At 66.6% G+C, this 17,731-nt stretch carries 14 protein-coding genes; 3 read left to right on the top strand and 11 right to left on the bottom strand.

The features are described from left to right. Positions 1 to 27: 27 nt before the first annotated feature. From BP26_RS0117765 to speA, 6 genes are all read right to left on the bottom strand, one after another. The gene (locus BP26_RS0117765; RefSeq protein ID WP_051749120.1) at positions 28 to 2,217 is read right to left on the bottom strand and encodes a hydantoinase/oxoprolinase family protein; all 2,190 of its coding nucleotides are present in this window, start codon (positions 2,215 to 2,217) and stop codon (positions 28 to 30) included. A gap of 3 nt (positions 2,218 to 2,220) precedes the next feature. Beyond that, positions 2,221 to 2,643: an acetone carboxylase subunit gamma gene (locus tag BP26_RS0117760; RefSeq protein ID WP_051749119.1), complete on the bottom strand. Its 423-nt coding sequence runs from the start codon at positions 2,641 to 2,643 to the stop codon at positions 2,221 to 2,223. Positions 2,644 to 2,651: 8 nt separating this feature from the next. Beyond that, a complete protein-coding gene (locus tag BP26_RS0117755; protein ID WP_029921905.1) occupies positions 2,652 to 4,568 on the bottom strand; it encodes a hydantoinase/oxoprolinase family protein in 1,917 nt (638 codons plus the stop codon). A gap of 177 nt (positions 4,569 to 4,745) precedes the next feature. Then, positions 4,746 to 5,366 carry a response regulator transcription factor gene (locus BP26_RS0117750; protein ID WP_029921904.1) on the bottom strand — a complete coding sequence of 207 codons (621 nt, stop codon included), beginning with the start codon at positions 5,364 to 5,366 and terminating at the stop codon, positions 4,746 to 4,748. Beyond that, complete coding sequence (locus BP26_RS27805; RefSeq protein ID WP_051749118.1) at positions 5,363 to 8,023, bottom strand: PAS domain S-box protein; 2,661 nt, start codon at positions 8,021 to 8,023, stop codon at positions 5,363 to 5,365. The genes BP26_RS0117750 and BP26_RS27805 overlap by 4 nt, the downstream gene beginning before the upstream one ends. 639 nt (positions 8,024 to 8,662) lie before the next feature. Further along, positions 8,663 to 10,546, bottom strand: a complete 1,884-nt coding sequence (gene speA / locus BP26_RS0117735; protein WP_029921903.1) for a biosynthetic arginine decarboxylase — start codon at positions 10,544 to 10,546, stop codon at positions 8,663 to 8,665. Positions 10,547 to 10,625: 79 nt separating this feature from the next. Here speA and speE point away from each other — a divergent pair, with 79 nt between their 5' ends. After that, positions 10,626 to 11,480, top strand: a complete 855-nt coding sequence (gene speE / locus BP26_RS0117730; RefSeq protein ID WP_029921902.1) for a polyamine aminopropyltransferase — start codon at positions 10,626 to 10,628, stop codon at positions 11,478 to 11,480. Positions 11,481 to 11,570: 90 nt separating this feature from the next. Here the strand turns inward: speE and BP26_RS0117725 are convergent, their stop codons facing one another. The 4 genes from BP26_RS0117725 to glnK all read right to left on the bottom strand — a co-directional run bounded on the left by BP26_RS0117725 (position 11,571) and on the right by glnK (position 14,725). Next, positions 11,571 to 11,981 carry a DUF4124 domain-containing protein gene (locus BP26_RS0117725; protein WP_084183194.1) on the bottom strand — a complete coding sequence of 137 codons (411 nt, stop codon included), beginning with the start codon at positions 11,979 to 11,981 and terminating at the stop codon, positions 11,571 to 11,573. A 52-nt stretch (positions 11,982 to 12,033) separates the two neighbouring features. Further along, a complete protein-coding gene (locus tag BP26_RS0117720; protein WP_029921900.1) occupies positions 12,034 to 12,372 on the bottom strand; it encodes a P-II family nitrogen regulator in 339 nt (112 codons plus the stop codon). Between the two features lie 432 nt (positions 12,373 to 12,804). After that, a complete protein-coding gene (locus tag BP26_RS0117715; RefSeq protein ID WP_245611836.1) occupies positions 12,805 to 14,379 on the bottom strand; it encodes an ammonium transporter in 1,575 nt (524 codons plus the stop codon). A 7-nt stretch (positions 14,380 to 14,386) separates the two neighbouring features. Then, on the bottom strand, positions 14,387 to 14,725 hold the full coding sequence (glnK, locus tag BP26_RS0117710; protein WP_029921898.1) for a P-II family nitrogen regulator: 339 nt from the start codon (positions 14,723 to 14,725) through the stop codon (positions 14,387 to 14,389). A gap of 195 nt (positions 14,726 to 14,920) precedes the next feature. On the opposite strand from glnK, the gene BP26_RS0117705 reads away from it, so the two are divergent. Then, positions 14,921 to 15,175: an accessory factor UbiK family protein gene (locus BP26_RS0117705; RefSeq protein WP_029921897.1), complete on the top strand. Its 255-nt coding sequence runs from the start codon at positions 14,921 to 14,923 to the stop codon at positions 15,173 to 15,175. A gap of 31 nt (positions 15,176 to 15,206) precedes the next feature. Then, positions 15,207 to 16,715, top strand: coding sequence for a YifB family Mg chelatase-like AAA ATPase (locus tag BP26_RS0117700; RefSeq protein WP_029921896.1), 1,509 nt, complete (start codon positions 15,207 to 15,209; stop codon positions 16,713 to 16,715). A gap of 164 nt (positions 16,716 to 16,879) precedes the next feature. Here the strand turns inward: BP26_RS0117700 and BP26_RS27800 are convergent, their stop codons facing one another. Beyond that, complete coding sequence (locus BP26_RS27800) at positions 16,880 to 17,617, bottom strand: TorF family putative porin (protein WP_051749117.1); 738 nt, start codon at positions 17,615 to 17,617, stop codon at positions 16,880 to 16,882. Between the last annotated feature and the right edge of the window lie 114 nt (positions 17,618 to 17,731).

Here is a 17,731-nt window from a genome sequence, read left to right as displayed (position 1 = left end):
CTCCTGGTATTGTCCGCTGCGCCTGGCTCAGGCGGTGATTTTCTGCGCCGAACGCACGCTGCGCTTGGCCGCCGGTGCAAGCTCGGCGCCGAGTCGCGTGAACCACGCCGCCCCGTGCTCGCCGATCTCCAGGCGCCAGCCCGGCTCGACCAGATAGGTCGTGGTCGGCGAGATCACCACCGCCGGCGCTTCGACGAGATGACCGATCGCAAGCTGGGCGATGTCGTAGACCCTGGTATCGAGCGGCTCGGCCGAGCCGACGAAGTGGCATTTGCGGATGGACGCCGGCGGCGGCGCCGGCCGGGTATTGCCGCTGGGCCGCAGATCCTTGAACTGCACCGTGTCCAGCTCGACATAACTGAGCGAGCGGATGGTGTTGATGCGTATGCCGGCCTCCGGCGCCTCACTGCCTTTGCCGAAGCGTTTGCCGTAGTCCACCGAGAACTGGCGAATCAGGTCCATCACCTCGTCCATGCTGTTCAGGCGCGAGCCGGGCACCACCACGGTGGTCTGCACCAGCTGGTTGCCGTAGCGCATGTCCACTTCCAGCCGATGCCGGATGTCCTCGCGCCGCATGCCCTGCCGCAGCAGGTCCTGCACGCCGGACGCCTCCAGCTCCCCGGCGATGGCGTTGAAGCCGGAATAGTCGGCGAACAGCTTGCGCGTGTTGCTGTCGTAGACGTACATGAACAGCGAACGCTCGTGGATGTGCAGCTGGTGCATGTTGCCGGCGCCCACCGCGGAGAACACCGAGCAGAACGGCGGCACCAGGATGCGGCTGATGCCCAGCACGTTGGCGATGCCGCAGGCATGGAGCGGACCGTTGCCGCCGTAGGCCAGCATGGTGAAGGAGCGCGGATCGTAGCCGCGTGAACGCAGCTCCTGGAAGATGCCGTTGGCCATGTTGGCGTCGACCCGGCGCTTGATCATCTTCGCCGCTTCGACCACCGAGCAGCCGAGTTCCTCGCACAGCTTGTCCTCGACCGCCATCCTGGCCCTGGAGCTTTTCAGCTTGATGTGGCCGCCGGCGTATTCGTCGGGCGACAGATAGCCGAGCAGCAGGTCGGAGTCGGTCACGGTGGGCTGGAGGCCGCCGCGGTCGTAGCAGGCGGGGCCGGGATCCGAACCGGCGCTGGACGGCCCGACCTGCACCGTGTTGTGCAGGCGATCGTAGCTGACGATGGAACCGCCGCCTGCCCCCAGCGTGACCAGATGGATCATCGGCACGCTGACCAGCCAGCGTTCGATCACCGGGTTGAAATCGTAGTGCTTGATGCCGCCCTCCACGACCAGGCCGATGTCGAAGCTGGTGCCGCCCATGTCGGTACAGATGACATTGCCGAGCCCGCACTGTTCGGCCAGATGCTCGGAGGCGCTGACGCCCGCCACGGGGCCGGAATGGATGGTCTGCAGCGCATCGGTGGAATTGAGCTGCGCCATGCCGCCGGAGTTGTGGATCACCAGCATCGGCTTGGAATAGCTCGATTCGCGCAGGTTCAGTTCCAGGCTGCTCAGTCCGTGGTACATCACATCGTGCAGGAAGGCGTCGATGATCGCGGACGACAGGCGCACGTACTCGCCCTTGCGCCCGGCGACCTTGTGCGACAGCACCACCGGCATCGCGCCGAGCATGTGTTCGGGATATTCCTCGAGCAGGACCTGCTCGACGCGGCGTTCGTGCGCCGGGTTGACGACCGAGTTGATCAGCCCGACGACGAAGGCCTGCGCACCGCGATCGACCAGCTTGCGGATCTTCTGCCGCAGGTCGGCCTCGTCCAGCGGCAGCAGCACCTGGCCGGCGGCATCGAGACGTTCGCGCACTCCGGCGATCATCGGGATCGGCACCAGCGCGTCCGGCCTGCAGGCGGACGGCAGGTCCTGCTGGTAACGCATGTCCAGCCCTTCGCCATAGCCGCGTCCGCGCGACAGCGGTACAGCGCTCTCAAAGCCCGCCGTAACCAGCAGCGCAACCCGGGGCCCCTTGCGCTCGATCAGGGCATTGGTGCCGAGAGTCGTGGCGTAGCGTACCGAGTCGACCTGCGCCAGGGCCTCCTGCACGTCCAGCTCCAGGCTGGCGCAGGCGCCGGCCAGGGCTTCGCGGAAGCCGAGGGACAGGTTGTGGTGGGTGGTCAGTGCCTTGGACTGGATGTAATGCTGATCCCACACCACGAAGCAGTCGGTGAAGGTGCCGCCGATGTCGACCGCGACTCGCTTCATGTCTCACCTCCCGCCGTGTTCGTGTTTTTGCTTGTGTGAATGATGATGCTGCGACATCCCCACCGGATCCGGTCCCGCCAGCTCCGCCTCGGTAAGCGGTTCGCGGCCGCTCCATTGCGCCTTGAGCGCGTCCAGATCGAACTGCATGTCGTTGAGCGGCGGGTGGCCGATCGGCAGATACTCGGTCTCCATCATCACGCCGCAGTCCGGGCAGTAGTACTCGAGGATGCTGATCCACTTGCCGTCCGGGGCGAAGGTGAACTCGTACAGCGCCGGATCGAGGATCGGCTTGTGGATCTCGGCCGGATCGCGGGCATAGACCAGCAGGCCTTCCTTGTAGGCCTGCCGCGCCGGGCCAACCTCATGGCCGCAGCGGCGGCACAGCCACAATTCGCGCTCGAGATCGATCTCGAGGTATTCGGTCACGGGAACTTTCATTGCACGGTACCCTTGGTGTGCCGCAGGACGATGTCCAGGTTTTCGTTGATGTGGAAACTCCAGCCCGCCTGCACCTGGCAGGTGAAGTATTCCTCCTCGATCAGCGCCGGCCCCGCGCCGTGCTGCCCCGGCTGCAGCTCTTCCAGCCGGTACAACGGCAGCCCCTTGCGCAGCCGCGAGGACACCGCGGGCGCGCCTTCGACGCCGTCGAGCGGCTTGAACGAGAAGTGGGGAATGCGCTTGGTGGCGAGCACCTTCACCCTGGGGCTGTCATCGACGCCGATGCCGGCCGGGAGCTTCGATGAACCGTTGAGCTGGTGCGTGGCCTCCTCGCCCTTGCGCGTGAAATTCACCGCTTTTTCCACGATGCATTCGGAGAGATCGAAGCCCTCGGCGTACATGTCGCGCTCGGCGCGCCCGACCAGATCGGTCAGAATGCCTTTGAGTGCTTCGTCGGAAGGCAGAGGCAAGGCGGCGTCATAGCCATGGGCGATGTCGGAGAAGCCGATGCCGAAGGCGCTGAACACCGCCGCCAGGCGCGGCACGATGATCTCGCCGATGCCGAGTGCTTCCGCCACGCCGCAAGCCGACATCGGGCCGGCGCCCCCGAAGGCCAGCAGGGAGGTTCCGGCGGGTTGCGGTACATGCGGGGCGATCGCCGAGGCGATCCTGTCCTGGTAGGCGCGCTCCATCAGCGCCAGCGCCTGTTCCAGCGTCACCCCCAGAGGTGCGGCAACATCGTTCTGTATCGCCGCCGCCGCGCGTTCCGGGTCCAGCCGCAGGTTGCCGCCGAAGTAGGACTCCGCATCCAGGATGCCCTTCAGCAGGTAGGCGTCGGTGATGGTCGCCTGCCGCCCGCCGCGACCGAAGCAGGCAGGCCCCGGCGTGCTGCCGACGCTTTCGGGCCCGATGACGATGCGGCCGTCCTTCACCCGAAACACCGAACTGCCGCCCGCGCCCAGGCTCTCCACGTCGCACAGGGGGAACGAGATGGTGATGTCCTCGAGCTGACCCCAGCGCCGCTCGCGCACACCGGCGCCGTCGACCACGCCGATGTCGGTGGTGGTGCCGCCGATGTCCATGGTGACCAGACGCTTGCCGCCATAGTGACGGGCGACCGCCTTGGCCCCCTCCATGCCGCCGCGCGGACCGGAGCCCCAGGTCTTCAGCGCGATGCACTTGGCCACTCGCGACGAGGTGCCGTCGTTGCCGAAGATCAGCAGCGGGTTCTTGGTACGGTGCTGGCGCAGCACGCTCTCGGCGTTGTAGAGGAAGCGCTCCATCGCCGGGTGCAGGTAGGCGTTGAGCAGGCCGCTCCAGCTGCGGCGGGCGTCGTCCCGGTCGTCGGAGAGCTGGTGCGAATACAGGATCGGCACGGCCCCGAGCAGATGCCGCGGGTAACGCAGCAGGGTCACCGCCTTGACCCTGGCCTCGTCGGCCTGCAGCGAGGCACCGCTCAGACTGACCACGATGCGGTTGGCGCCGGCCGAGATGAGCCCGTTGATCACACCGCAAAGGGCGGCTTCGAAGGCTTCGCCGTCAAGTCCGAGGTCGATGTGTCCGACGCGGTCTCCGACCATCACGCCAAACAGCTCCCGCTCCTCGGCGTTGCGCAGCAGCGAGCCTGCATCCGTGCCCTGGCTCAGCACCAGGCCCAGGCGCGGCCCCTGCCGCTGCACCACGGCGTTGGTTCCCTGGGTGGTGGAGTAGCGGATGTAGTCGACTTCCTCGAGCAGCGCCGCCAGTCGCGGCTCGCCGTAGATCCGGCGCGATGCTTCGCGCAACACCTCGACGAAGCATGCGGTCAGATCGTGCGGCGTCGTCAAGGTCTTGGCGTGGAATACCTGCTCACCGTAGATGACGCAGGCATCGGTGAGCGTGCCGCCGTTGTCGATGCTTACCAATATCGCCATGGTTTACCCCTGTGGAGCCGCGGCTGCTTACGCGGACCCCCGCGCCAGCCTCGAATGCATTATTCGAGGTGCTGTGGGGCACAACAATTAGGACGTGCACCAGACGACATAGGGTGTTCCCTACCCCGCCGCGATACCGGTGGTGATCGGGCGAGCTAGGGAATCTCTGATGAATCCCTAGGCAGCCTGCTCGCCGCCGGTCAGCACCATCTGCAGCAGCTCGGCGAAAGACGAGGCACCCATCTTCTGCATCAGCCGGCTGCGGTGGGCTTCCACCGTCTTGTGGCTGATGTCCAGCTCCCTGGCGATGACCTTGTTGCTCTTGCCGGCGACCACACGCTCCAGCACCTGCCGCTCGCGTTCGCTCAGCGCGGCGAGGCTGGCCGAGACGCCGTCATGGCGCCGACGCTCCTGGCGTTGGCGCAGGTCGCGATCGAGAGCCTCGCGCACCCTTTCGATGAACAGCTGGTTGTTGTACGGCTTCTGCAGGAAATCCACCGCGCCGCCTTTCATCGCCCGCACCGCCAGCGGCACGTCGCCGTGCGCGGACAGGAAGATGATCGGCAGGGAGGAGCCGAGCCGATTGAGGCGGTCCATCAACTCCGGGCCGCTCAGGCCGGGCATCCTCACGTCCAGCACCAGGCAGCCGGAGCGCAGCGGATCGAAGGCGCCGATGAAGGATTCGGCCGAGTCGAATGTCTCGACTTGCAGGCGGATCGACTCCAGCAGCCAGCGCAACGAGTCCCGCAGGGACTTGTCGTCGTCCACCACGAAAACGGTTTGTGCGTCCGGACTCATGAAGCGCCCGTCCTGATCGGCAGCCGGAAGCTGAAGGTGGCTCCGCCGTGGACGTTTCGAGCCGCGGTAATGCGCCCGCCGTGGGATTCGACGATGGTGCGGCAGATCGCCAGCCCAAGGCCGAGACCATTGTGCTTGGTGGTGAAGAAGGCGTCGAAGATGTGGGTGGAGTCCTTGGTGGTGATGCCCGGGCCGCGATCGGCAACCTCGACTTCGACCCACTGCCGCCCCTTGGGTCGGGTGGACACCTCGAGCAGGCGCTGCTCCTTCGGCAGTTCGGACATGGCGTCGATGCCGTTCTTGATCAGGTTGACGATCACCTGCTTGATCTCAAGGGGATCGAGCAATACGGCCGGCAGTCCCTCGGCGAGCGAGAGGCGCAGGCCCGTGCCGTATTCGTGCAGCTCGAATTCCAGGAATGCCGCCATCTCCCGGATCAGCGCATTGATGTCGGTGAGGACCGTTTCAGGCTCATGCCGCCGTACGAACTGCCGGATGTGCTTGACGATGCCGCCGGCCTGCTCGGCATGGTGGATGGCCTGGGAGATTGCCGAGCGGAACAGCTCCTTGTCGTATTGCCCATCGTCCAGGCGAAGCTGGCAGCCGTGCAGATAATTCAGGGTCGAGCTGAGCGGCTGGCCGAGCTCGTGCGCCAGGGCCGCGGCCATCTCGCCCATGGTATTGAGGCGCGACACGCGCGCCAGGTCGGAGCGCTGCTGGCGTTCCAGTTCCTCGCTGCGTTTGCGCCCGGTGATTTCGGTATGCGCAATGACCACCCCGTATCCCTTGACCGGGATCGGCGCCGCGGTGACGTTGAACCAACGCACTTTTCCGCTGGCGTAGCGCACGCCCAGTTCGGCGTCGTGCACCGCCCGTTGCTCGCGCAGTGCGCGGAAGCTCGGCAGCTGCTCGCGCGCCTGCGGAGTCCCGTCGGGGTTGATGACGCAGGCGCCGGCGATCTTCAGATCCCGCGTCAGCGCCGCCTGGGTTGCCTGCGAGGTCATGCGGCTGAGCGAGCGGTTGATCTCGATGACGTCGCCCTGCTCGTCGGTGATGGACAGGCCGATGGGGAAGGTCTCGAACAGCACGCGATACTTCTCGCGGCTGGCGATCAATGCCTGTTCCGCCACCTGGCGCATCTCCATCTCCGCCCGCAGCGTGTCGTAGGCCTGGCGCAGCTCGGCCGTGCGCTCCTGCACTCTCAGCTCCAACCGCTCGTGCGCGCGCTGCAAGGCCTCCTCGGCGCGCTTGCGCTTGGAGATGTCCTGGAATATCCAGATGGCGTTGCGCGCGGGATTGGCCGGGTCCAGCGTCTTGCCGGCGACATTGCACCAGAACAGCGCTCCGTCCCTGCGCCGCATCACCCGCTCGTCGGAGTAGGTGTGATGGGTCTGCAGGTGCTCGTAGCCGCTCTGCCCGATCTGGTCGAAGGATTCCGACGAAGGATAGAGGATGCGTATGGACTGGTTGGTCAGCTCACCGGGCGAGTAGCCGAACATTTCCTCGAAGCGCTGGTTGCAGCGGACGATGATTCGCTGCCGCGTCTGGCAGATGCCGACGATGGCGTTGTCGAAGATGATCTGGTGTTCGGCCAGGGCTTCGTTCGCTTCCGCCCGCGCCAGACCCTCGGCGGCGGCCGAGGGCGGCGCCTCCAGGGGAGCGGTCCTCGGCGGGCTCCTGCGAGCCCGGGCGGCTGTCCGCGGCATCGCCGATTCCGGCGCCGCGCGGCTGCCGGGCTCCACGGCACCACGCAGATCGCCGACGACGTAGATGGTGCCGGCGCGCCGGCCATTGTCGGGCATGATGACCGGAATCATGTCGCGCACCATCGGCGAGCCGGCCATTCCCTGTGCGCCCAGTTCGGCAAACCTGCGGCCGGCGCTAGCCGAACTGCTGCGAACCAGGCGGCCGCGTCCATCCACGCATATCAGGCTCTCGGTGGCGTTGCGCCGTTCGAATTTCTGGTAGTGCTGCAGCAGGAAATTCCGCTCCAGCTGGAACACCAGTTGCAGATCGGCCTGGATGGCGTTGGCCAGGGAGCAGGTCAGGGCCATGGCCTGGTCGCGATAGTTCTTGTCGGTCGTGGTGAAGTCGATGGCCCCGCACAGCTTGCCTCCCGGCGCCAGGATCGGCGTGGCGGCGCAGGTCCAGGCATGCCAGCCTTCGCAATAGTGCTCGGCCGAGTAGACATGCACCGGCCGGCGCTTGCTCAATGCCGTGCCCACGCCGTTGGTACCGGCCACCGACTCCGACCAGCAGGAGCCCTCGACGATGCCGGAACGCTCCGCCGCCAGCACCCGCACTTCCTTGTCCCCGGCGATGTGCAGGATCAAACCACTGCTATCGGCCAGGATGAGAATGCCCGGCACGTCGCTGAGGCAGCCGCCGATGCGGTCGATTACCGGACGGGCGACATCGAGCAACTGGCGCCCACCTTCCAGGTGCGCAAGCAGTTCCTCGTCGCCGAGGCGCTCGCCGACCTTCTTGTGCACGTCCAGGCCCAGCCGGGCACAACGGTGCCAATCCTCGATCAGCAAACGCTCATAGGGATCATGAAGCTCTTCCACCGCAACCAGGCCGGAATTGAACCGTTCCCACAGTGCGTAGGTTTTCGCCCGATCCTTCTTGAATCCAAAATAGGGATTCTCGCGCCTCATGGGCCTCCTCCGGAATCCGCCGCGCCGGCCCCGCCTTGACGACGCAGACCGCGACTATCGTTTTATGCCGCTGGATTCATGGTAGCAGCAAACAATGCCGGCATGGCCTGTCGAGGGACTAAGAGCCTGTAACAGAATGAATCGCGCCTGCGACGGCGGTCATTTTTGCGCAGTGCAAGTCGGACAGAGTGCGGCATGGTGATTCCATGGTGCGCTCTGGCCGGCGCAGCACTGCGCAAAAATGGCCCCGTCCCGGAGGGTTGCGCCCAAAATCGCGCCATGCCGCGTTGTCAGGCTGAGCCATGGAATCACCATGGCTCACCCCTCCGCCTTGCCTGACGCGATTTTGGACTGCAACGCAGGTGCGATTCATTCTGTTACAGGCTCTTAGGGTAAACCCTCTATCGGGCGGCGGAGGCAGCGAGCGGACGGGCCGAATTCGCCGCCTCGAAGCCAATGCCCGGGGCGGGCTTTTTGATCCGGCATCGCGGGCATCACATCCGCTTCTTCGAAGCGGCCATCTGCGAGGGCCGTTTTCAGCAGGTTCGGACACGAAGGCATCCACGGCGGCCCGGCCGGGCAACACGAATGTTCCGCAGGGCGGTCCGGTGCCGCATGCGCCTGGAAGAACCCTACGGCTTACGACAGGTAGGTGTACCCCGACAGTCCCGCTTCCAGTTCCGCCAGCAGCGCCGCGCGCTGCGCCGCCGGCATGTCGCTTCCCGCGAATTTCTTGCGGTAGGCCTGGGCCAGTTCTTCGGGGGCGAAGTGGACGTAGCGCAGCAGCTCGTCGGTGCGGTCGCCATGCTCGGCGCCTTCCAGCTTCCAGGCATCGCCGTCGATGACCACGTTGACGGCGTTGGTGTCGCCGAACAGGTTGTGCATGTCGCCGAGGATTTCCTGGTAGGCCCCGACCATGAAGAAGCCCAGCAGGTACGGCTTGCCCGCCTCCAGCGCGTGCGCCGGCAGCGTGGGCTCGAGGCCGCCGCGGTCGACGTAGTGGTCGATGCGGCCATCGGAGTCGCAGGTCAGGTCGCACAGGGTGGCGCGCAGATCAGGGCGCTCGTCGAGGCGGTGGATCGGCAGGATCGGAAACACCTGGTCGATGGCCCAGGCGTCCGGCACGGACTGGAACACGGAGAAGTTGCAGAAGTACTTGTCCGCCAGCTTCTCGCGCAGCTCGTCCAGCGCCTCGCGGTGGGCGCGGATGCCGGCGTCGAGCCGCGGCACCACGGCGCGGCACACGGCGAAGTAGGTCTGCTCGGCGGAGGCGCGCTGGGTCAGGCTGAGCAGGCCGTGGGTGTACTGCGACTGCGCCTCGCCGAGGAAGGTTACCGCATCGTGCAGGCATTCCAGCGGGCCGCGCGTGGCGACCTCGGCCAGCAGCTCATGCAGCTCGTGCAGGATGCCCGGCTCGTCCTTCCCGGGTGCCGGCGGCGTGGTCACCGGCGCCGCCTCATGGTCGATGACGCCGGTGACCAGCACGGCATGATGCGCGGTGAGCGCACGGCCGGATTCGCTGATCAGGTTGGGCTCCGGCTGGCCGCTTTCGGTGCAGACTTCCTGCAGGGTGCGGATGATGTTGCGGGCGTATTCGCGCTGGCTGTAGTTCATCGAGCAGGAGGAGCGCGAGCGGGTGCCCTCGTAGTCCACGCCGAGGCCGCCGCCCACGTCCACCGTGTCGATCGGCGCACCGAGGGCGCGCAGCTCGGCGTAGAAGCGCGCGGCCTCGCGCATGCCGCGCTGGATGTCCTGCACGTTGGCGATCTGCGAGCCGAGGTGGAAGTGGATCATGCGCAGGGCGTCGAGCGCGCCGGCCTGGCGCAGCAGCTCCAGCGATTCCAGCACCTGGGTGCAGGACAGGCCGAACTTGGACTTCTCGCCGCCGGTGTTCTGCCACTTGCCGGCGCCGATCGAGGCCAGGCGCACGCGCAGGCCGATCAGCGGCGTCACGTCGAGGATCTTCGCCTCTTCCAGCACCAGGGCCAACTCGCCCGGCTTCTCCACCACGATGTAGACGCGGTGGCCGAGTTTCTGGCCGATCAGGGCACGGCGCACATAGCCGCGATCCTTGTAGCCGTTGCAGACGATGACGCTGCCGGCCGGGGCCACGCCCAGCACCGCCGCCAGCTCGGGCTTGCTGCCGGCCTCCAGGCCGACGCGCTTGCCGCCGTGGCGCACGATGGCCTCGACCACGTCGCGCTGCTGGTTGACCTTGATCGGATAGACGGCGGTATAGGCGCCGCGGTAGTCGTATTCGGCGATAACCTCGGCGAAGGCCCCGGTGAGGGCGTCGACGCGGTCGTGCAGGATGTCGGTGAAGCGCACCAGCACCGGCAGTTCCAGGCCCTCGCGCGGCAGGCGCTGGGCCAGCTCGTACAGGTCGATTTCCACCGGGGAGCGCTCACGGTATGGCCGCACGCGCAGGTGGCCGTCCGGCCCGACGCCGAAATAGCCCTCGCCCCATTGCGGGATGTTGTACAGCTCGGAGGCGTCCTGAGGGGTCCAATTAGCCTGTTTCATGCCGTCGCTACTCATTTTCGTAACCATTCGCCTTTATACTGCGCGGCTCAATACGGCCGTATGACCAGGAGCGCTCCGCATGTCCCTCGATAACAGCTGGTTCACCGAGCCCGTCGACCAGACCGGGACGGCATTTTCGCTCAAGCTGGGCGAGCGCGTACATGCCGAGCAGACCCCCTACCAGAAAATCGAGATCTACCGGACCGAAACCTTCGGCTACCTGATGACCATCGACGGCTGCACCATGGTCTCGACCCGCGACAATTTCCTCTACCACGAGATGATGTCGCACCCGATGCTCAACTCCCACCCCAGCCCGCGCGACGTGGTGGTGGTGGGCGGTGGCGACTGCGGCACCCTGCGCGAGGTGCTGAAGCACCCGGAAGTGCAGCGTGCGGTGCAGGTGGAGATCGACGAGCGCGTCACCCGCCTGTCCGAGCAGTATTTCCCCGAGCTGTGCGTGGCCAACGGCGACCCGCGCGCCACCCTGTTCTTCGGCGACGGCATCGCCTGGATGAAGGAAGTGGCGCCCGAAAGCCTGGATCTGATCATCATCGACTCCACCGACCCGGTGGGGCCGGCGGAAGGCCTGTTCGGCCGCAAGTTCTATGTGGATTGCCTCAAGGCCCTGCGCCCGGGCGGCATGCTGGTGCAGCAGTCGGAATCGCCCCTGCTGCACCTGGAGCTGATCGCCGAAATGCACCATTTCATGCGCGACGCCGGCTTCGCCCAGACCCGCATGCTGCACTTCCCGCAGCCGATCTACCCGTCCGGCTGGTGGTCCGCCTCGGTGGCGCAGAAGACCGCCGGCCCGCTGGCGCAGCGCCTGGACGAGGCCGCCATCGCCGCGCTGGGCACCAAGTTCTACAACGTGGAAACGCACCACGCGGCGTTCGCGCTGCCGAACTTCGTCAAGCAGGCGCTGGCGCTGTAAAGACCGCGGGAAGGATTTGTAGACTTCGTCCCCTCACCCCTCCAGGGGCGAGGGAACCCGGTGGTTCAGTCTGGTGACGCCGGGCCCGCCTCAGCCGCCGGGGGGCGTGCCGCCGCAGTGGTCGTTGACGTATTTCTGCGTCCTGGCGACCAGCTGATCGCGCTGTTCGGCGGTGTAGTCCTTGCTGTTGCCCAGGGCGTCGGTCTCGGTGATGCTGGTGGCGCTCTTGTAGCGGGCCAGCTCGTCGTTCTTGCTCTTGCAGTCCGCCGCCTGTTTGTCGGCGGCGGCCTTGGCCGCCGCGTCAGCGGCATCCTGCGCATCCTCGCTGCCGGGAACCTTCGGATTCACCGTCTTGGCATTGGGCGCCGGCTGGTCGCCATAGTGCACATGACCGTCCTTGTCGACCCAACGGTACAGCTTGGTGTCGGCGCCGGCCACGGCGCAGAAAAACAGCGACGCGGCCGCCAGACCGGCCAATCCCATCCCTGGTGTGGTTCGCATGAGACTCCCCGTTCTCCTATTTATCCCTTGGCTCCGGGCGCGACCCCGCGGTTCAGACCGCGCCGACGCCGGACTCGCCGGTGCGGATGCGCACCGCCTGGTTCAGATCGTAAACGAAAATCTTGCCGTCGCCGATCTGGCCGGTCTTGGCCGCCTTCTGGATGGCGTCGATCGCCTTGTCCACCGTGTCCGGCGCCAGCGCCACTTCGAGCTTGATCTTCGGCAACAGGTCGACCGTGTATTCGGCGCCGCGGTACAGCTCGGTATGGCCCTTCTGGCGGCCGAACCCGCGCACTTCGGTAACCGTCATGCCCTGCACCCCGGCGTCGGCCAGGGCTTCGCGCACCGCATCGAGACGGAACGGCTTGATGATCGCAATCAGCATTTTCATGATTTTATTTCCATCGGAAACTTGTTCCTTGAAGTCTAGCACTGTGAACATCCTGTCCAAGATAGCCCGACATCCATGTCGGGACTGTTGAAATAAGCGTCCTTGTCCTGCTTGGGGTGCGGCAGGGTTCTGGCGCTTGAGGGAGTTGAAGCTGGCTACGGGGATTTACTGTTCAAGAACCGGGCCGACCGGTCTGTGAAAATCAGCCCCAAACACACACTCCGTTCGTCCCGGGTGTTTTGCGCAACCACCTTGCTTCTTCGACCGTCCCGAATAGTGCCGCGAAGCGGCACGTATCGAGGGAGGGACCACCGCAGCAATCGGAGACTGAGGCTTTTGCAATCTTTGCGTAAAGCCCAAAAAAATGGGCGGGCCGTTGCCGGCCCGCCCAGGTTACAACCCCTGTTAGGAAAGGGTATGTCGCGAGAAGCTTTAGTAGTTGTAAGCCTTCTCGCCGTGATCGGCCAGATCCAGACCTTCTTCCTGGTCCGCGTCGCTGGAACGGATGCCGATGGTGTACTTCAGGAGCAGCAGCACCACCAGGGCAACACCGCCCGACCAGACCAGCGTGATGCCGATGTCCCACAGCTGCGAGATGATCTGCGCAGTGGCATCGAAATCGGCGGTCTTGTTGGCGACGTAGTCATACACGCCCTGGCCACCGAACTTCGGGTTGGCGAAGATGCCGGTGCCGATGGAGCCGATGATGCCGCCGACGCAATGCACGCCGAAGGTATCGAGGGCGTCGTCGTAGCCGAGCATGGCCTTGACCTTGGTCGAGGCGAGCAGGCAGACCACACCGGCGACGGCGCAGACAACCAGCGCGCCCATCGGGCCGACGTAGCCGGCGGCCGGGGTGATGGCCACCAGGCCCGCGACGATGCCGGAGCAGATGCCGAGCAGGCTGGGCTTGCCCTTCAGCACCCATTCGGTCAACGCCCAGGCGCAACCGGCCACGGCGGTACCGAACAGCGTGTTGAAGAAGGCCAGGCCGGCGGCGCCGGTGGCTTCCAGGGCGGAACCGGCGTTGAAGCCGAACCAGCCCATCCACAGCATGCCGGTGCCGATGGCGGTCATCGTCACGCTGTGCGGAGCCATGTGGGTCTTGCCCAGGCCGACGCGCTTGCCCAGCAGGATGGCGCAGACCAGCGCCGCGATGCCGGAGTTGATGTGCACCACGGTACCGCCGGCGAAGTCCAGCGCGCCCTTGTTGAAGATGAAGCCGGCGTGACTGTTGGCGGTGGCCGCTGCGGCGGCATCGGTGTAGGCATCCGGGCCGTCCCAGTACCAGACCATGTGGCAGACCGGCAGGTAGGCGAAGGTGAACCACAGGATGCTGAAGATGATCATCGCGCTGAACTTGAAGCGCTCGGCGTAGCCGCCGGAGATCAGGGCCACGGTGATGGCGGCGAAGGTCAGCTGGAACATGCAGTACACGTAGTCCGGCAGGTACTGGCCCTTGCTGAAGGTCGCGGCGACTGCCGTGGTGGGGTCATCCCCGGCCATGAACAGCTTGTCGAGCGACCCGATGAAGGGTTGATACCAGTGGCCGTCGTGCCCCGCGGTGAACGCCAGGCTGTAGCCGTAGACCACCCACAGCACCGAGATGACGCAGAAAATCGCGAAGCTCTGCATCGTGGTGGAGAGGGCGTTCTTGGTGCGGACCATGCCCATGTAGAACAGGGCCAGGCCTGGCACGGTCATGAACAACACGAAGGCGGTGGAGGTCATCATCCACGCCACGTCGCCCTTGTTGCAGTCGAAGCCCTTGTCGCCGCACTTCGGCGTGGGGGCGGCGGCCGCGGCATCGGCAGGCGCAGCGGTGGCGGCAGCCGCATCGGCCGGAGCGGCTGCGGGTGCAGCAGGTGCGGCGGCGGCGGGAGCCGAGGCTGCGGGCGCGGCAGGTGCGTCATCAGCCATGGCCATGTTGCCGAACGCCGCAACCGCGGCGAACAGCAGCACGCGCGCCGTGCTGGTGAGAGGGTTGGTACGGGAAAGCATTTTCATGAGCTCCTTACAGTGCGTCTTTGCCGGTTTCGCCGGTACGGATGCGGATGGCCTGATCCAGCGTCAGCACGAACACCTTGCCGTCGCCGATCTTGCCCGTGTGTGCCGCCTTGGTGATGACTTCGATCGCGGGGTCGAGCTTGTCGTCGGTGACTGCCACTTCAATCTTCACCTTCGGCAGGAAATCGACTACGTATTCCGCACCGCGGTACAGCTCGGTGTGGCCCTTCTGGCGACCGAAACCCTTGACCTCCGTGACGGTGATGCCGGCGACGCCGATCTCCGAAAGCGCCTCACGCACCTCGTCAAGCTTGAACGGCTTGATGATGGCTGTGATTAATTTCATTGATGCAACTCCTCTTTCCTGCAGCGGTAGAACTGCCCTGTGAGCCCGCCGTCTAGAAGCCCCCTACGGCGTAGCTAGCCGGTTCAAGCATGGAGCGTGCCAGCGGCAGCCCGGCCGGAGCCGCCAGGGCCCGCGGTGCGCCGCGCGCCGCGGCCCGCTAGACTCCCGCCCAGACCACGGCAAACAGGCCCCGACATGCTGGACCCGAAGCAACTGGAAGACCTGGCCGCGCGCCTGTCGCGCGTGCTCCCCCCCGGCCTGAAGGGCCTGCGGGCGGAACTGGAAGACAACTTCCGCGCCGTGCTGCGCGCCAACCTGGACCGCCTGGAACTGGTCAGCCGCGAGCGCTTCGATACCCAGGCGGAACTGCTGGCCCGCACCCAGGCCAAGCTGGGCAGCCTGGAAAAGCGACTGAAGTCGCTGGAAAAGAAGCTGGCCGGAACCGAGTAGGCGCGGCGCCAGCGCACCAGCGCCCCTGCCCATGGGTCTTGCCACCATCCATAGCCGTGCCCAGAACGGCCTGCAGGCCGATCCGGTGGCGGTCGAGGTGGACCTGTCGCCCGGACTGCCGGGCCTGTCGATCGTCGGCCTGCCGGAAGCGGCGGTGCGCGAATCGCGCGACCGCGTGCGCGCCGCCATCCTCAACAGCGGCTACCAGTTCCCCAACCGGCGCGTCACCATCAACCTGGCGCCGGCCGATCTGCCCAAGGAAGGCGGCCGCTTCGACCTGCCCATCGCCCTGGGCATCCTCGCCGCTTCCAGCCAGATCCCCGCGCAGGCGCTGCAGGATTTGGAAGTGCTGGGCGAGCTGTCGCTGACCGGAGAGATCCGTCCGGTGCGCGGCGTTCTGTCGGCGGCAATCAAATGCGCCAAAATGGGGCGCAAACTGCTCGTTCCGGAAGCAAACGTCGCGGAAGCCCTGTTGGCGGGCGATTGTGAGTTGAAGACGGCGGGCCAACTTGGTGCGTTATGCGCCATTTTGCACGGCGACGGCCTGGCCAGCGTGCCGCCGCGACCGCGCAGCGCACCCGTTTTGACCGTTCCCGACCTGTCCGAGGTGCGCGGGCAGTTCCAGGCCAAGCGTGCGCTCGAAATCGCTGCCGCCGGCGCCCATTCGCTGTTGATGTGCGGGCCGCCCGGCGCCGGCAAGAGCATGCTGGCGGTGCGCCTGCCCGGCATCCTGCCGCCGCTGCGCGAGGACGAGGCCCTGGAGGTGGCGGCGGTGGCCTCGGTCAGCGCCGCCGGCTTCGACCCGCAGGACTGGGGCCGGCGCCCTTACCGCGCGCCGCATCACACCGCCTCCGGCGTGGCCCTGGTCGGCGGCGGCACCCAGCCGCGGCCGGGCGAGATCACCCTGGCCCATCACGGCGTGCTGTTCCTCGACGAGCTGCCCGAATTCGATCGCCACGTGCTGGAAGTGCTGCGCGAACCGCTGGAAAGCGGCCAGATCACCGTCTCGCGCGCCGCCCGCCAGGTGGACTTCCCGGCGCGCTTCCAGCTGCTGGCGGCGATGAATCCCTGTCCCTGCGGCTACCTCGGCGACAGCGCCGGACGCTGCCGCTGCACGCCGGACCAAGTGCTGCGCTACCGCAGCCGCCTGTCCGGGCCGTTGCTCGACCGCATCGACCTGCAGGTGTTCGTGCCGCGGCTGGACACCGCCGAACTGACCGCCAGGGACGCGCCCGCCGCGGAAAGCAGCGCCGTGGTGCGGGCGCGGGTGACGCAGGCGCGGGCGCTGCAGGAAGCGCGCGCCGGCAAGGCCAACGCCGCCCTGACGCCGAAGGAGCTGGAGCGGGACTGCGTGCTGGACGAGGCCACGCGGCAGCTGCTGGTGGCGGCGCTGACGCGCCTGTCGCTGTCGGCGCGCGCCTACCACCGGGTGCTCAAGGTGGCGCGCACCATCGCCGACCTGGCCGGCGCCAAGGCCGTGGCCACGGCGCACGTGGCGGAAGCCCTGCGCTACCGCCAGTTCGACCGCGACGCCGGCTAGAAATTACGCCGACTCCCGCAGGTCGGATCAAGCGCAGCGGATCCGACGCGCATTTTCAGATCGAGCCTGTCGGTTTCGGGCGCAAGCGCCTCCCTCGATATGCCCGCAAAGCGGGCTACTCGGGACAGGCCCGAACCGACCTGGATCGGCGTTCTTCCGCCGTCCTAGAAATCGAAGTCCTTGCGCAGTCCCAGCAGGAATTTCGGCTGGTTCGCGCCGCCCTGGGCGTGATCGGCCAGATGCAGATCGGTGCCGGCCACCTCGATCCAGGCGGTCAGGTCATAGGGCAGGGGCCGGCTCAGGCGCAGGCCGTAGTCCAGGTAGGAATGGCCGACGCCGTCCACGGTCAACGGCGCGGTCTGCCGCTGCACGCCGGCACCGCCGCCATAGCCCAGCACCGCCCTGAGCTTGAAACCGGCCGGCAGGGGGTATTTGAGCGTGCCCTGGAGGTACCAGCCAGGCGCGCCGCGGCCAGCGTAGTCCGGGGCGAAGCTGGCCTTGAACGAGGCCGGCCCGACACCGAGGCCGCCGTAGACCTCGGCGAAATCCTGCCTGGGGCCGCCCAGCGCGGCCTGCCGCTCGCCGCTATAGACGTAAGCCGCCACGCCCGTATCGAGCGTGGCGCTGAGCACGCCGAACAGCGGCAGCTGCCGCGTGTAGCCGCCGTACAGGTCGGCCTCGCCGCTGCCGGCGCTGCGGTTGTTGCTGAGCCAAGCGCCGCCGTAGAGGCCGCTGCGGTGGACGTAATCGAGACCGCCCTGCAGGGCCGGCCCGTTGGTCTGGTCGAGGCCGCGAAACGTGTAGTCGCTGACCACGCCGGCATTGCCGCTGAACCAGTCGGCGCGGGCGGCGCCGCTGCCCAGCAACAGGCCGGCGGCCATCATGCGGTTCAGTGCGCTCATGCGGGTGGGTGCCGGATCGGCCGGTTGAGGTTGTCCGCCCAGGTTAGCAGTCCCCAATAAAAAAGGGCCGCCAGAGGCGGCCCTTCTCGCTGCATCGTACTGCGTACCGTTGAG

The sequence above is a fragment of the Nevskia soli DSM 19509 genome (genome assembly GCF_000711955.1).
GTDB lineage: Bacteria > Pseudomonadota > Gammaproteobacteria > Nevskiales > Nevskiaceae > Nevskia > Nevskia soli.
Note: the sequence above shows the minus strand (reverse complement) of the source record. Positions and strands in the feature narration are given on the sequence as shown.